This is a genomic window from Mesorhizobium sp. (genome assembly GCF_004962245.1).
In the GTDB taxonomy this organism is placed as follows: domain Bacteria; phylum Pseudomonadota; class Alphaproteobacteria; order Rhizobiales; family Rhizobiaceae; genus Mesorhizobium.
In genome coordinates this window covers 1-15,114 of record NZ_SUHQ01000031.1, presented here as the reverse complement: position 1 = coordinate 15,114, position 15,114 = coordinate 1, and the positions used below count along the sequence as shown (strand labels likewise).

The window sequence follows — 15,114 nt, the reverse complement described above, 5'->3', positions numbered from 1 at the left end:
GGCGTCACGGCGCCGGGAGTTCCTTGGCGCGCCGATCCATGCGCTGACCATGGCCGAGACGCTGGCCATCGCCGATGAGGCGATGACGCTGCGACGGCCGCTGCATCATGTGGTCGTGAATGTCGCCAAGCTTGTGAACATGCGCAACAATACCGAGCTGCGGGAGGACGTTGCGACAGCGGATGTGATCAACGTCGACGGCAAAGGTGTGCTTTGGGGTGCGCGCCTTTGCGGCGTCGCGCTGCCGGAGCGGGTGGCTGGCGTCGACATCATGATCAATCTGCTGAGCCTGTGCGCGACGCGCGGCTACAGGCCCTTCCTCCTGGGCGCCGAACAGCACGTTCTCGATGCGGTGAAAGGTCGACTTGCCAAGGATCATCCGAGCCTGGTGGTCGCCGGCATGCGCAATGGCTATTTCAAGCCGGAAGACGAGGCCGGAATCGTCGAGGAGATCAACGCCTCGGGCGCCGACTGCCTGTTGGTGGCGATGCCAACGCCGCGCAAGGAGCGCTTTCTCAAGCGCTATCGTGACGAACTCACTCCGAGTTTTGTCATGGGCGTGGGCGGTAGTTTCGATGTCTATGGCGGCAAGGTTGCCCGGGCGCCGAAACTGGTTCAGGCGGCCGGTCTGGAATGGTTGTTTCGCGTGGCACAGGAGCCGCGACGCTTGTGGCGCCGCTACTACGATACCAACACTGCTTATGCAGCGCTGCTGTGCCGCGAGTTCTGGGACCGTCGCGGGCGCCGAAAGGTCGATCTATAAGCAGCGGCTACCCCACAGACAGGGGGCCGGCCCTGGGCTCCGGCATCGGGCTGAAGTCGGAACTGCTTTCCAGGACTTCGACACGGCAAACTCAAGATGCCATCGCGGGTCTATGCGATCCGTAGCCGCGCCCTCAGCTTGGCTACGAATTGCATCGCCGCGGCAGGGTAGAACAGCCAGGTCAGCCCGAAGAAAACCGCTGCGCCAGCGGTGCCGCCCGCGACGAGCGAGAAGATGGCCGGCACATCGCCGAGTACAGCGCTGGCAAGGCTGGCAGCTAGTCCCGTGCCGAGCGAGATGACGATCGAAACGCCGATGTCGCGCCATGGCACCGGCACGGGTGTGAGCCGCTCGCTGATGATGATGCAGGCTATCAGGCCCGCCAGCGATCCACCCGCCAGCGCCAAAGCAGCGCCGACCTCCGCCATCGGAGGGATCAACAGCACCGACAGTGCGATTGTCGCCACCGAGCCGAAGGAATTGGCGATGATCAGCAGCCACGGCCGCTTGTGCGCGTGCACCACGGTGCCATAGACGAAGCTCGCGAGGTTTGCACTCAGCACGCTGAAGGCGATGATCGGAAAGAGCAGGCCGAAGCGGCCGTGATATTCGGAGGGCAGCAGGAACTGCGTGATGTCGCTGCTGAGTGCGACCAGCATCGCCGCAACCGGCAGGCAAAGGCGGACCATCAAGGCCATCAATTGCGACAGCAGCCGGCCCGATGCCGCGGGCCCCTCCTCGTCGAACCGGCTGACCACTTCGGGAAAGGCGCCCATATTGATGGAATTGGCGACCATATCGATCGGCTGGCGGGCCAGCGCATAAGCCGCGGCGAAGATCGCCACGGCACCGGCATCGTAATAGATCTTGAGGAACACACGCTCCGCGCTGTGGAGGCCGAAGCCTACCAGCGCCATGATGACCAGGGGCACGCCAAGGACGAAGAAATCCTTCTGGGTGAAGCGTGGCGGACCGGCAACGACGCGCCGGGATGCCATGACGCCCGCCACGATGCCTGCGATCAGCACGCCGAGGCTCGAGCCGAGCGATACCGTCAGGAACGAATCCTGAAACAGGACGATGGCGCCGATCGGCAGCGCGAGCTGCAGCAGGGCGCGCAGGAATTCGAGCATCGAATAGACCGAATGGCGCTGCTGCATCTGCAGCACCGTCAACGCGAAGCGGCCGATGGAACCGGCGATCAGGTAGCCGCAGACGGCGATCGCGAACTCGACCCAGCGCTCCGGCACGATCACTGCCGAGGCGACCACGGATACAATCAGCGCCAGTGCCGTGCTGGCAAGCAACACCTGTCCGGCCAGTATCAGGCTGCCGCGGCTGATATCGCCTTTGCCGCCAAGCCTGAGCAAGGCGATGCGCAGCCAGTTGGTGACGGCGATGTCGGTCATTTCGCCTACGGTCACCACCAGGGTCAGCAGGCCATACTCGGTCTGGTCGATCAACCGCGTCACGATCACCAGCAGGAGCAGCGCGGAGATTCGCGTCAGCAGGATCGCCGGGGCATAGATGAGCGTGGAGCGGAGCAGCAAGGATTGTCCCCGGAAAATTCACCTTCGACTAACCGTCGACCGGCGGAAAATCCAGCGCGATGACGGCAAAGGGTGAACAGATTCAGTTTGAACTAACGGATTCGTCGTAAACCTTATTTGAAACCTTTGCTTGTAGTTCCGAAAAAAGGAATCATGTTGCAGCGTCCGGCCCACAATCGAAAAGTGCACGTCCTTGTCGCGACGCCCTCGGGTGTTTCGGGGCAGGGAGGCATCGACCGCATCATGGGGGCGTTGAAGCAGGAGTTCGAACGGCAAGAGATCGCCGACATCGATGTACGCTTTCTCGCCAGCCGCGGTCCAGGGCATGTTGGGCTTTCGATCTTCTACATGTTTGGCTTTTGCTTGCGGATGCTCGCGGCGCGTTTTGCGAGACGCGCTGATGTCATTCACATCAATATATCGGTCTCCGCCAGTACCTATCGCAAGATGGTGATCGCCGCCTGCGCCCGGCTGCTGTCGATACCCTATGTCCTGCATTTGCACGGGGCGCAGTATCAGACATTCTGGAAAGATGATCGTAGTTTCATGAGCCGCCGCATCGAAGCTTTGTTCGAGCGTGCCGCTCGGGTGATCGTCTTGGGCGGGCTTTGGCGCGACTTCGTCGCCAGCCGGGCACCGGGGGGAGCCGGCAATATTGTCATCGTTCCCAATGCCACGGCGGTTCCCTCCTTGGCGCATGTCGGCGGCGGCGATCATGTGCATATCCTGTTCCTCGGCCGCATCGGCGACCGCAAGGGCGTACCGCAATTGATGGATGCGCTGCACCGCATGAAGCCCATCGAGAATTGGCGCGCCACGATCGCTGGGGATGGCGAAGTCGAGGCGGCACGGATGAGATCGTCCGAACTGGGCCTTGCCGACCGCGTTACCTTTCCAGGCTGGGTCGGCCCCGATGAGGTCGCGTCGCTGATCGCTTCGGCGGATATTCTGGTGCTTCCCTCCTTTGCCGAGAACCTGCCGGTCTCGGTCATCGAAGGGATGGCCGCGGGCCTCGCGGTTGTGACGACGCCTGTCGGCGCGGTGGAGGATATCATCACCCACGAGCAATCCGGGTTGCTGGTACCACCCGGCGATGTTGCGGCGTTGACCGAGGCGCTGACACGGCTGGTCGAAGATCCGACACTGAGGGCCAGGCTTGGTGCTGCCGCGATGGCCGTGCATCGGGAACGGCTTGAGCTCGCACCGTTTGTCGGCGCGATCTGTGACGTCTGGAGGTCGGTCGCGTTAGAGGCTCAACCGGTCAGGCGCTGACGCTGTCCTGAGCTTGCGCTTGACTGGCAAGTGAGCCCATGACGAGCAGCTGCGGGTCGGGCGCGACAATCGAGCAGCTATGGCAGGCCCAGTGCCTGCAACATCTCCGAGTCTGGGACCGCAGGCCCATCGGGCTGGATGACGGTCATTCCGTAGGGATTGGAGAATTCCCAGACGGACCATGGGATCGCGAAGCGTTCCGCCTGCTGGCGCACCGCCGTAAGATAACGCAGACGGTCAGCGTCGAACGCGCCCATGCGGCCGTCCGCGGACATGAGGATGACGCCGAATTCGCCCATGAAGAGCCGCCGGCTTGGGATGCCATGGGCCTCGGCCCAGTCGACCGCCTGACGGAAGCTCGCCTCGAGTTGGCTCGGGCCCCAATTCCGCTCGAAATATCGGGCGATTGCTTCACGCGCCGCGACCATGTTCATCATCTGCTCGACCGGGCTCAAGCCGGCGGCATCCATCTGCGCCTTAAGGGTTTCGGTCACCACCTGAGGCGTGCTGCTGTCGGCTGGCCAGGGAAGGCCCGAGGCGAAGGTGTCTGTCCCGTCGGGCCGCTGATGCGTGAAACTGTGCGGCTCATACATATGGAAGCTGTAGTAGAGGTTCGGATCGTCAAAGCCCGGGGTGAGATTGACCAGTCCGGCAATGCTGCCGCCACAGGCGCCCGTTGCAACGATGGTGAGCTCGCTGCTGACTGCGCGAATATCGCGAACCGTGCCTGCCATGATCCGCTGCCAGTCATCGCTCCCGCTCGAATCGCAGGGGTAGTATGCCGGCTCGTTATAGGGTTCGATGGCTACCTTGTCGGTGCCGACCTTGACCAGCATGGTGGCGACCGCCACAACCATTTCGCGATAGCGGGCAACGCCCTCGCTGTCGGCACCGTCATAGATCATCTCCATGCCATAGGCCGGAACCTGGGTGACGCCGTGCAGGTCGAAGACCACCTTCAGGCCGGCCGACGTCACACGCTCGACCGCAGCAGCAAGTATGTCGAGCGCCTGCTGCCGTTTGGTGCCATCGCTGGCAAGCAACGGGCCGGGGTCGACGCTCAGCCGGACGAAATCGAAGCCCATCGACCTGATGCGCGCAAACTCGTCGCCACCCGGCCAATCGGTGAGCGGCCTGTGTCCGGATCGCCACTCCTTCTCGCTGCGGTAGGGCGGCCAACTGTAGGATCCATCGTCCTCCACCGGCGACCAGTTGAGCCATTCATGCACGCCAACGCCGCGCTGGAGCGGGATGGGCGCAGCGCTGGCGGCTACCGCCATGCCGAGCACCCACGCCGCAACACACGCCATCCTTCTCATCGCCAGTCTCCGTATCATGCCGAAGATATTAACCGGAGGAACGGAAAAGAGGATTGCCGCCGCGCGGCTATTCGACAGCATGGTATATAAGAATCGAAACCTTGGCGGAGTGCGTATGAGAATCGGCTGGTACATCAACCGGTTGCGCAGCATGGAGCCGGCCGAGGTGTTGCACCGGCTGGGCGAACAGCGTCGAAGGATCGCCTCACGCCGTCGCGACGGTGGCTGGGAGCGCTATGCTTCACCTCAGTTGCATCCGGTGCTGCGTGAATTGCGCGATGCCGCGCTGGCTACGACACCGGCACAACGGCAAGCCATAGCGGTGGCGGCGCAAGACACGCTTGGGGGCCAGTTTTCCGCACTTGGGCGGATATGGCCACGACGCGAACCCGATCGGCTGTTTCCTCCCGAGCTTTGGCGCCTTGATCCGGTGACCGGCAGGCTTTGGCCGGGTCCCGAGACCTATACTTTCGACATCGATTTTCGCCATCGCGGCGACCGTGGCGATGTAAAATATGTTTGGGAGATCAATCGGCTGCAGCAGTTGCCGCCGCTTGCCGCTCACCTGCTTCTCGCCGGTGACGATCAGTCCCGAATGGCCATCGAGGCGGCGATCGACAGTTGGCATTGCGCCAACCCGCCGTTTCGTGGGGTTGGCTGGGCTTCTGGCATCGAAGTAGCGCTGCGAGCCATCAGCCTGATTGTCACCATGGACCTCGTCGGCGACCGACTCGGCGCGGCGACCCGGCAGCAAGTGGGTGAAATACTGGCGGCAAGCGCCTATTGGCTGCCGCGGTTCCCCTCCCGGTTCTCCTCCGCCAACAACCATCTCGTCGCAGAACTGGCTGGCGAGTATCTGATCTGCCTGGCGTTAGGGGCCGAATCCGGCGCTGTCCGCAACGCCCTACTGGCTGAGGCGCACAAGCAGATTCTTGCCGATGGTACCGGCGCCGAGCAGACCCCGACATACGCGGCCTTCACGGCCGAACTCATCTTGCTATGCGCTGCTGCAGCTCGCCAGGCCGGAACGCCTTTTCCCTCGCCCGTCGAAGCGCGGCTGGCTGCATTCGCCAATTTCGTCGGCTGGCTCCCACCGAAAGCTGCCAGCTTTGGCGACAACGATGAAGGTCGCGTGCTGACGCTAGGAGACGAGCCGGGCTATGTCCAATCCGTCGCCGCCGCCATCCATGGCTTTCTACGGATGCCGGGCAACGCCGCGGAACCAGATGATTTTCGTGCGCTTTTCTTCGGCACGCCGTCGGAACCGGCGCCGGTGCCGCATGGGTTGCAAACGTTCACGCAAGGCGGACTCTCCGTCTGGCGCGGTGAGATGAATGGCCGCAGCATCGATCTGACATTCGACCACGGCCCGCTCGGCTATCTCTCGATAGCGGCTCACGGCCATGCCGACGCGCTGTCGCTCACCCTGTGCATCGATGGCGAGCCGGTGCTAATCGACCCCGGCACCTGGCTCTACGGTTCGGGGGGCGTCTGGCGCGACTGGTTCCGCTCGACGCCGGCGCACAACACGCTGAACATCGAGGGCAAAAGCCAAAGCATCATCGCCGGGGAGTTCAACTGGTCGCACAAGGCGGTTGCGACATTTATTGAGAGCGAGCCGGGAACGCACTGGAAGCTGCGCGCCCGACACGACGGGTACGGAAGCCGCTTCGGCGTCGTGCACCAGCGCACCGTGATGCACCAGGCCGACGGCATCTTAGTGACCGACCAACTGCTCGGCGGCAGGCGCGTGGCCGAAATCGTCTTCCAGCTTGCCACCGGTCTCGGCGCCAACCAGGACGAAAACACGGTCATGGTGTTGCGAGGCGATGAGCGGCTGATGACCATCCGCTTTCCGGACGCTGCGATCGACATCCGCGCCGGCGGCGACGCACCGGGGCAGGGCGGCTGGGTTTCACCAAGTTTTGGCGCCAGGCAGCCAGCCGAACGCATCGCCTGGCGTGGCGAAGTGGGCGAAGAGGGGATCAAGATCCACCTCGCGGCAATCCCCCCGCCGCAAAGCTAGGGACTGGCGCTGCAGCACAGCGGCACCTTCCGGTGTTCCAGCCATATTCGACATTAATTACGTTCGGACATTTAGCGGTTTTGTTACGGTTGACCTGCTAGTTTGGCGCAATCCGGCATGCTTTGCCCGTTGCATCCGCAGAAACCACTGGTTGCAGGCAACATGCGGTGAGTTTGGCATTTCTTTTGCTTGCAGTCCGCCGGATCGCCTTCTCACAACCCCAGGAGCCACCGCACCGATGTTTTCCGAACTTGCCAGAGTGATTGTGGAAAAGCTCTCGAACGTCAATTTTCTGACTCTCGGCCTGCTTCTCCTCACGGCTTTGGGGAGCGCGGTGGTCGCTTACTGGCGAACTGTCGAGCATAAATCCGTCAGGGATTTTTTCGATTTCGCCTTCCCGGCGGAAGTCATCCTGCACCCGTCGGCGCGAGCGGATGTTCTATTTTGGGTCACAAAACGCGCGATGATGCCTTTCCTGCTCATCCCTGCCGGCGTCACCTTCGTTGCCGCCGTAGGCTACGGGACACACCAGGCAGTCGGCTGGCTTTTCGATATCCAGGCGCCGCTCATCGGCGGCCCGGCCGGACCGGTGACAATCGTCATCTTCACCGCAACCATGCTGATCGCCTACGATATTTCATATTATATCTACCATGTCGCCCAGCACCGCTTCCCGTTCCTGTGGGAATTGCACAAAGTGCATCATTCGGCCGAAGTGATGGTGGGAATCACCAAGGATCGGGTTCATCCGCTGGACGATCTGATGAACCGTATCTGGGATGGCGTCATCCCGGGGATCTGCTTCGGCATATGGAGCCTGATCGCGCTCGATCCGGTAGAGATCGCTATCTTCGGCATCAATGTCTATGTCATCCGCAACATCCTGATGATGGACTTTGTTCGCCACACCCATTTCAAGATCTCCTTCGGCCCGTTGAACAACATCATCTTGTGTCCGCACTGGCACCAGGTGCACCACAGCATCGACCCTCGCCACTATGACAAGAATTTTGGCCTGCTTTTTTCGTTCTGGGATCGCCTCTTCGGAACGCACTTCGTCCCGGACCCGGATGAAGACCTGAAGTTTGGCCTGATGGATCGGGATGTGCGCGATTATCAATCGCTCTTTGGGCTTTACATCCTGCCGCTCAAGAAGATGGGGGGGCATCTCGTCCGACTGTTCCAGAGGCGTCCCGATGTCATTGCTCAGCCACAGGATCATTCCTCTTCATGAACACCATTGTTCCGATTGACGTTTCGAGCGCAGAGCGCCTGGAAATTGTCCGTTCGGCGGATCGCCTGGCTGCGGTCGAAGCCGATTGGATACATCTTTGGCATCGCACCGACGGGCTGATCTTTCAGAGTCATGCCTGGATTTCGGCATGGTGGAGTACCGTGGCGGACCGTGACCAGCGCGCGCTGCGGATCGGCCTGGTCTGGAACGGCGACAGGCTCGTTGCTGTCGTTCCCCTGGCGATCGGCAAGCGCAAAGGCCTGCGGTTTCTCGAATGGGCGGCCGGCAGCTATACCGATTACGGGGACATTCTCGTTGCTCCGGAATGCTCGCTGTCGGCCCTGCGGGACGTATGGGTCCAGATCTGTAACGCCGGTGGCTTCGATCTTGCCTTTCTCAATCGTCTGTTGCCGGGTGCGGCGGCCCGCAGAATTTTCACTCTGGATACCTCGGGCGGCGTCAGGCTCCGCCCCAATCACAGAGAGGAAATCAGTTACCGCGTCACCGGACAGTGGGAGAGCGGAGCCGCATGGTTAGCGGCGCAGTCGAAAAAGACGCGGCAGAACTATCGGCGCGGCGTCAAGACGTTGGAAGAAGCCGGAGAAGTGAAATTTCGCCTGCTTGCGCCCGACGAGCCACTGCAGCCGGTCCTGGACCGGCTCGCTGCCCTGAAGCGCAGATGGCTGGTGCAGCACAAGCGTGAATCCCAGCTTTTCGAAGAGGGAGCACCAGTGCTCGCGGCACTCGTCGACGCGCTGGCGCGTGCCGGCGTGCTGCACATTTTCGTACTTGAATGCGATGGCGCGATGGTCGCAGTCTCCATCAATTTCGTCCAGCACCACACCATGATGGCGTTCGTGACCACATTCGATCCGGATTTCGGCCAAGCGTCGCCGGGCATGATCCTGATGATGGACTATATACAGTGGTCGATCGATCACGGCCTGGGCACGGTCGACTTCCTCTGTGGCGCCGAGTCGTTCAAGCACAAGTTCGCAACGCAGGGTGTTGTCCTGCAATCGGTTCTTGGGACGCGCACGGCGCAAGGCTCGCTCGCCTCCCTTGCCGATCGTATGCGTCAGACGGTCCGGCATGTACGTGGACGCGGATTGGTACCGACACCTTGATTTCGGCTTGATCGCGCCAGAGCGCCGTGTGTCCGATAGATTGGAATCTAGCAGCAGCGAGACAAAAATCGGACATTCGAGGACACGCGGTTCCGCTCTGCGGGGGCGTGACATTGGATTAGACCCTCTCGCCTGGTCGAGGCAAGAGATCGCGCATGACCTGCGCGCCGTCAAATTCATTCGTTGCGTTCGTATGTCCCCACCAATTCCGCTTCCTCCAGCACATGTTTTTGCGCTTCTTGCCAGATGCGCGCCACGCCCGCGGCCGCCGGAATCGCGAGGCTCGGCGTGTCGAGCGCGGCAAGCCGGAAATGGTAATGATGAACCCCGTGTCCGACCGGCGGCTCAGGACCGTCATAGTAAGCGTTGCCGAAGTCGTTCGTGGCTTGCCTGAGCGCTTCAGGACCGGGCTTGCCACTCTCAGCGTCGGGCAGTTCGCCGACGTCAGGCGGGATGTTGAACACGGCCCAGTGACCGAAGTTTCCGTTCGGCGCATCGGGATCCTGCATGACGAGAGCGAGGCTCTTCGCCTTGCCCGGCACACCTGACCATTTCAGCGGCGGGGATACGTTCTTTCCGTCACGCGTATATCTCTCGGGAATTTTTTCGCCGTCGGCAAAGGCGGAACTGCTGAGCGTAAGAGGCATGGTTCACTCCTCCAGAAAAACAGCTTGTTCGCGGCGAACTTGCTGCTCGGCAAGCGCGCTGATGGAGGAATGGACATCCCATGGAAACGTTCCATCCTGCGAGCATTCGCTGGCTGGTTTCCTTTGACGATATCTGTCTGGACCCCTAACATCCTGTCACAGACTCACTACGTGAAGAGAGGGAACCACAAAGGCTTTCCGACAGTTGAAGGATGAGGCGACAGCAACCAGACCGGCCGGGGCGAGGATACCATGCGCGAGAACCACTCCGACGTCTTCGATCTGTTTTCGGAGATTTACACGAATGCGGCGCAGGAGGAGATAAGCATCCAGCAATATCTCCTCGCCTGCCGCGAGGATAAATCGATGTACGCCTCGGCGCCTGAACGGATGGTCGAGGCGATCGGCGAGCCCACCCTGATCGACACCAGCATGGATGAGCGGCTCGGCCGCATTTTCTCGAACAGGACGATCAAGGTGTATCCCTCCTTCGCCGAGTTTTATGGCATGGAGGACACGATCGAGCGTATCGCCGGTTATTTCCGCTATGCCTCTCAAGGGCTCGAGGAACGCAAGCAGATTCTCTATCTGCTCGGCCCTGTCGGCGGCGGCAAATCCTCGCTCGCCGAACGGCTGAAGAAGCTGATGGAGCAGCGTCCGATCTACACGCTGAAGGTGGGCGACCAGATCAGCCCGGTTTTCGAATCGCCGCTCGGGCTTTTCCATCCCGACCGCATGGCCGATCTTTTGGAGGACAAATACGGCATCGCGCGGCGCCGGCTGAACGGCCTGATCTCGCCGTGGGCGGCCAAGCGCCTCGATGAGCTGTCCGGCGACATCTCCAAGTTCAGCGTCGTCAAGCTGATGCCTTCACGGCTGCGCCAGATCGGCATTGCCAAGACCGAGCCGGGCGATGAGAACAACCAGGACGTTTCGGCCCTGGTCGGCAAGGTCGACATAAGACAACTCGAGAATTTCAGTCAATCCGATCCGGACGCCTATTCCTACAGCGGCGGCCTGAACCGGACCACGCAAGGATTGCTCGAGTTCGTCGAGATGTTCAAGGCGCCGATCAAGGTCCTGCATCCGTTGCTGACCGCGACCCAGGAAGGCAGCTACAACGGCACGGAAAACTTCGGCGCTTTCCCCTATCAGGGCATCATCGTGGCCCATTCCAACGAGTCGGAATGGCTGCAGTTCAAGAACAACAAGAACAACGAGGCGTTCCTCGACCGTATCCTGGTGGTCAAGGTGCCTTACTGCCTGCGGGTCACCGAAGAAAGGCAGATCTACGAAAAGCTGCTGCGCGAAAGCGAATTGGCCTCCAGCCCCTGCGCTCCGGAGGTGCTGGACATTCTCAGCCGGTTCACCGTCTCGACCCGTCTGGCCGAGCACGACAATTCGCCGCTCTACACGAAGATGCGCGTTTATGACGGCGAGAACCTCAAGGACGTAGACCCCAAGGCGAAGTCGGTTCAGGAATACCGCGACGCCGCCGGAGTCGACGAAGGCATGACGGGCGTCAGCACGCGCTTTGCTTTCAAGATCCTGTCGCAGACATTCAACTACGACACCAAAGAGGTGGCCGCGGATCCCGTGCATCTGATGTACATTCTGGAGGAGGCGATCAAACGCGAGCAGTTCCCGAAGGAAACGGAAGCCGCCTATCTCGACTTCATAAAGTCGGAACTCGCCACGCGCTATGCCGAATTCATCGGCCATGAGATCCAGAAGGCCTATCTGGAATCGTACAGCGAATATGGTCAGAACCTGTTCGACCGCTACATCGCCTACGCCGATGCCTGGATCGAGGATCAGGATTACAAGGACCCGGATACCGGTCAGCTCCTCAATCGCGGGGTATTGGACAACGAACTGTCGCAAATCGAAAAGCCGGCCGGCATTGCCAATCCCAAGGACTTCCGCAACGAGGTCGTGAAGTTCACGTTGCGCGCCCGGGCGAGGAACCAGGGCCACAACCCGTCATGGACAAGCTATGAAAAGCTGCGCGAAGTCATCGAGAAGCGGATGTTCGGCCAAGTCGAGGATTTGCTCCCGGTGATCAGCTTCGGTTCCAAGCAGGACGGTGTAACAGAGAAGCGGCACAACGAGTTCGTGCACCGGATGGTCGAACGCGGCTACACCGAACGTCAGGTTCGCCGGCTGGTGGACTGGTACATGCGGGTGAACAAGGCGGGTTGAGCCCGGCCGGGATGGTTCCATGCCGATCTTTATCGATCGCCGACTGAACCCGAAGGATAAGAGCCTCGGCAACCGCCAGCGCTTCCTGAAGCGTGCGCGCGAAGAGCTGAAGCGAAGCATCCGGGACAAGATCCGCACCGGCAGGATCGCCGACGTGGATAGCGAGCACACCGTCTCCATGCCGGCGAGGGGCACAGCCGAGCCGAGCTTTACCGATGCGAAGGACAGCGGCAGGCGGCAGCACATCCTGCCGGGCAACAAGCATTTCGCCCCAGGCGACCGCGTTCCCAAGCCCGGCCAGGGCGGCGGCGGATCATCTCCGGGGAAAACGGTCTCGGAAGACGATTTTCGTTTCGTGCTCTCGCGCGAGGAGGTGCTCGATCTCTTCTTCGAGGATCTCGAACTTCCCGACATGGTCAAGCTCAATCTCAAGGAGATACTTGCCTTCAAGCCGCGCCGGGCCGGCTTCGCCGCGACCGGTTCCCCGACCAACATCAATGTCGGGCGCACGATGCGAAACAGCCATGGCCGCCGGATTGCGCTCAGGCGTCCCAAGCAGGAGGAGCTTGATGCGATTGCGAAGGAAGTCGCAATCCTGGAGGCAGAGCCCCAGAGCGCGGCGGCACGCCAGCGTATTGCAACGTTGCAGGAAGAGCTCGAGCGACTTGAGCGCCGCCGCAAGCGGATCGCCTTTGTCGACCCTGTCGACATCCGCTTCAACCGCTTCGACGCCCGGCCCGTGCCGAATGCCAACGCCGTCATGTTCTGTCTCATGGACGTATCCGGTTCGATGGGCGAGCGCGAGAAGGATCTGGCCAAGCGCTTCTTCGTGCTGCTGCACCTCTTCCTAAAACGGCGTTACGACCGCACCGAAATCGTCTTCATCCGCCATACGCACGAGGCGCAGGAGGTGGACGAGGAGACCTTCTTCTACAATACGCAAAGCGGTGGCACGGTCGTTTCCACGGCACTCGAAGAGATGCGCCGCATCATCGAGGAGCGCTATCCCAGCAACGAGTGGAACATCTATGCCGCCCAGGCATCGGACGGGGACAATTTCGCCACCGATTCTGAGCGCTGCATAGCCCTCATGGATGGCCAGATCATGCGCCTGTGCCAGTATTTTGCCTATGTCGAGATCATCGACGAACGCGAGACCCATATCTTCGGAGCCACTGAGAACGGGACCTCGCTCTGGCGCGCCTACAGCGCGGTCAACCTGAAATGGCCGAATTTCCAGATGAGCCGCATCGCCACCGCAGCCGACATCTATCCGGTCTTTCGCCAGCTGTTCGCCAGGCAGCCGGTCGTCCAGAAGAGCGCTTGAAGGGGATGCCGATGGCCAGGCAAGCCAGCAAATCCGGTTTGCTCTTTTCCGGGTCCGGCTGGGATTTCAAGGCACTGTCGCGTGTCCACGAAGCCATCGAGGCGCTCGCGATCGAAGAGCTTCACCTCGACGTCTATCCGGTGCAGATGGAGATCATCTCATCCCAGCAGATGCTCGACGCCTATTCCTCGGTCGGCATGCCGCTGATGTATCGTCACTGGTCCTTCGGCAAGCATTTCCTCTACCAGGAGTTGCTCTATCGCAAAGGCGGGCGGGGGCTCGCCTATGAACTGGTCATCAATTCCAACCCCTGCATCGTCTACCTGATGGAGGAAAACACGATGGCCCTGCAGGCCCTGGTGACAGCCCATGCAGCGCTTGGCCATAATCATTTCTTCAAGAACAATCATCTGTTCCGGCAGTGGACGGACGCCGGCGCGATCCTGAGTTATCTGGACTTCGCCAAGGGTTACATCGCCCATTGCGAGGAGCGGCACGGCGTCGCCGCGGTGGAGGCCATCCTCGATGCGGCCCACGCGCTGATGGAACAGGGCGTGTTCAGATATCACCGGCCGCCGAAGCTGTCGTCGGAGCGGCAGCGTGAGGGCGTTCGTGAGCGCCTGGAGTACGAAGAGCGCTCCTACAACGATCTGTGGCGCACGCTCCCGGCTTCGAAGGGCGGGAGCAGTGCCGGCGAAAAGGATCTCGGCATGGCGGAGCGGAAGAAAACGCTCAAGCTGCCCGAGGAGAACCTGCTCTACTTCCTGGAAAAGAACAGCCTCGTCCTGGAGCCCTGGCAGCGTGAAATCATCAGGATCGTCCGCGTCATCGCGCAATATTTCTATCCGCAGCGGCAAACGCAGGTGATGAATGAAGGCTGCGCCACCTTCGTGCACTACACACTCATGAACATGCTGTTCGATCGCGGCCGGATCAGCGAAGGCGCGATGCTGGAAATCCTGCGCAACCATTCGAACGTGGTCTTCCAGCCGGCGTTCGACGATCCGCGTTTTTCCGGCATCAATCCTTATGCCTTGGGCCTCGACATGATGCAGGACATCCAGCGCATATCGACTGAGCCGACCGCCGAGGACCGTGACTGGTTCCCCGATATCGCCGGCAACGGCAATTGGCGCGAAACTCTGCTCGACGCGTGGGCGAACCATCGCGACGAGTCTTTCATCCGCCAGTATCTGAGCCCCGCGCTGATGCGGAAATGGCGGTTCTTTATCCTCGCCGACGCCGCGAGCGAACCGCATTACGAAGTCGCGTCGATACACAATGAGCGTGGCTACGAAAAGATTCGCGCCGGGCTCGCCCAGAGCTACGACATTGGCGCGAGCCGGCCGGATATCCAGGTGGTGGATGTGGATCTGCGCGGCGACCGACAGTTGCGACTGGAGCACAAGGTGAAGGACGGCATCATGCTGGAAGAGGCCAGCCGCGACGCCGCCCTGCGTCATATCCGCAGCCTGTGGGGCTATGAGGTCAGCCTGGCGGCGATCGATGCGCAAACGGGCGAGATGCTCAACGAACGTTCGACGAGCCAAATCGGGGAATGACAAAACCGGATGGCCGGCGACGGCGTCGTTCTAGAGCGTTTCAGGTTTTGACGGAAGCATATCCTGCGTTGTTGAAATAGTTGGC

At 61.1% G+C, this 15,114-nt stretch carries 11 protein-coding genes; 8 read left to right on the top strand and 3 right to left on the bottom strand.

Features of this window, described 5'->3' with window-relative positions:
• The first annotated feature begins 49 nt into the window (after window positions 1-49).
• Complete coding sequence (locus E5X88_RS26970; protein WP_292166639.1) at window positions 50-763, top strand: WecB/TagA/CpsF family glycosyltransferase; 714 nt, start codon at window positions 50-52, stop codon at window positions 761-763.
• Between the two features lie 110 nt (window positions 764-873).
• Here E5X88_RS26970 and E5X88_RS26965 read toward each other — a convergent pair whose 3' ends face one another.
• Window positions 874-2,313 (bottom strand): polysaccharide biosynthesis C-terminal domain-containing protein, encoded by a 1,440-nt coding sequence (locus E5X88_RS26965; RefSeq protein ID WP_292166637.1) that lies wholly within the window; start codon window positions 2,311-2,313, stop codon window positions 874-876.
• Between the two features lie 153 nt (window positions 2,314-2,466).
• On the opposite strand from E5X88_RS26965, the gene E5X88_RS26960 reads away from it, so the two are divergent.
• A complete protein-coding gene (locus tag E5X88_RS26960) occupies window positions 2,467-3,585 on the top strand; it encodes a glycosyltransferase family 4 protein (protein ID WP_292166635.1) in 1,119 nt (372 codons plus the stop codon).
• 77 nt (window positions 3,586-3,662) lie between these two features.
• On the opposite strand, the gene E5X88_RS26955 is transcribed toward E5X88_RS26960, so the two are convergent.
• Window positions 3,663-4,904: a cellulase family glycosylhydrolase gene (locus E5X88_RS26955; protein ID WP_292166633.1), complete on the bottom strand. Its 1,242-nt coding sequence runs from the start codon at window positions 4,902-4,904 to the stop codon at window positions 3,663-3,665.
• A gap of 115 nt (window positions 4,905-5,019) precedes the next feature.
• Here E5X88_RS26955 and E5X88_RS26950 point away from each other — a divergent pair, with 115 nt between their 5' ends.
• The 3 genes from E5X88_RS26950 to E5X88_RS26940 all read left to right on the top strand — a co-directional run bounded on the left by E5X88_RS26950 (window position 5,020) and on the right by E5X88_RS26940 (window position 9,291).
• Window positions 5,020-6,930, top strand: a complete 1,911-nt coding sequence (locus tag E5X88_RS26950) for a heparinase II/III-family protein (protein WP_292166631.1) — start codon at window positions 5,020-5,022, stop codon at window positions 6,928-6,930.
• Window positions 6,931-7,168: 238 nt separating this feature from the next.
• Window positions 7,169-8,164, top strand: a complete 996-nt coding sequence (locus tag E5X88_RS26945) for a sterol desaturase family protein (protein WP_292166629.1) — start codon at window positions 7,169-7,171, stop codon at window positions 8,162-8,164.
• Window positions 8,161-9,291 (top strand): GNAT family N-acetyltransferase, encoded by a 1,131-nt coding sequence (locus E5X88_RS26940; RefSeq protein ID WP_292166628.1) that lies wholly within the window; start codon window positions 8,161-8,163, stop codon window positions 9,289-9,291. Before E5X88_RS26945 ends, E5X88_RS26940 begins: the two co-directional genes overlap by 4 nt.
• 176 nt (window positions 9,292-9,467) lie before the next feature.
• Here the strand turns inward: E5X88_RS26940 and E5X88_RS26935 are convergent, their stop codons facing one another.
• Complete coding sequence (locus E5X88_RS26935; RefSeq protein ID WP_292166626.1) at window positions 9,468-9,938, bottom strand: YbhB/YbcL family Raf kinase inhibitor-like protein; 471 nt, start codon at window positions 9,936-9,938, stop codon at window positions 9,468-9,470.
• Window positions 9,939-10,190: 252 nt separating this feature from the next.
• On the opposite strand from E5X88_RS26935, the gene E5X88_RS26930 reads away from it, so the two are divergent.
• From E5X88_RS26930 to E5X88_RS26920, 3 genes are read left to right on the top strand one after another with little or no spacing between them, the layout of a single operon-like run.
• The gene (locus E5X88_RS26930) at window positions 10,191-12,140 is read left to right on the top strand and encodes a PrkA family serine protein kinase (RefSeq protein WP_145716968.1); all 1,950 of its coding nucleotides are present in this window, start codon (window positions 10,191-10,193) and stop codon (window positions 12,138-12,140) included.
• A gap of 19 nt (window positions 12,141-12,159) precedes the next feature.
• Window positions 12,160-13,467, top strand: coding sequence for a YeaH/YhbH family protein (locus E5X88_RS26925; protein ID WP_292166621.1), 1,308 nt, complete (start codon window positions 12,160-12,162; stop codon window positions 13,465-13,467).
• 11 nt (window positions 13,468-13,478) lie between these two features.
• Window positions 13,479-15,029, top strand: a complete 1,551-nt coding sequence (locus tag E5X88_RS26920; protein ID WP_292166619.1) for a SpoVR family protein — start codon at window positions 13,479-13,481, stop codon at window positions 15,027-15,029.
• Window positions 15,030-15,114: the final 85 nt, after the last annotated feature.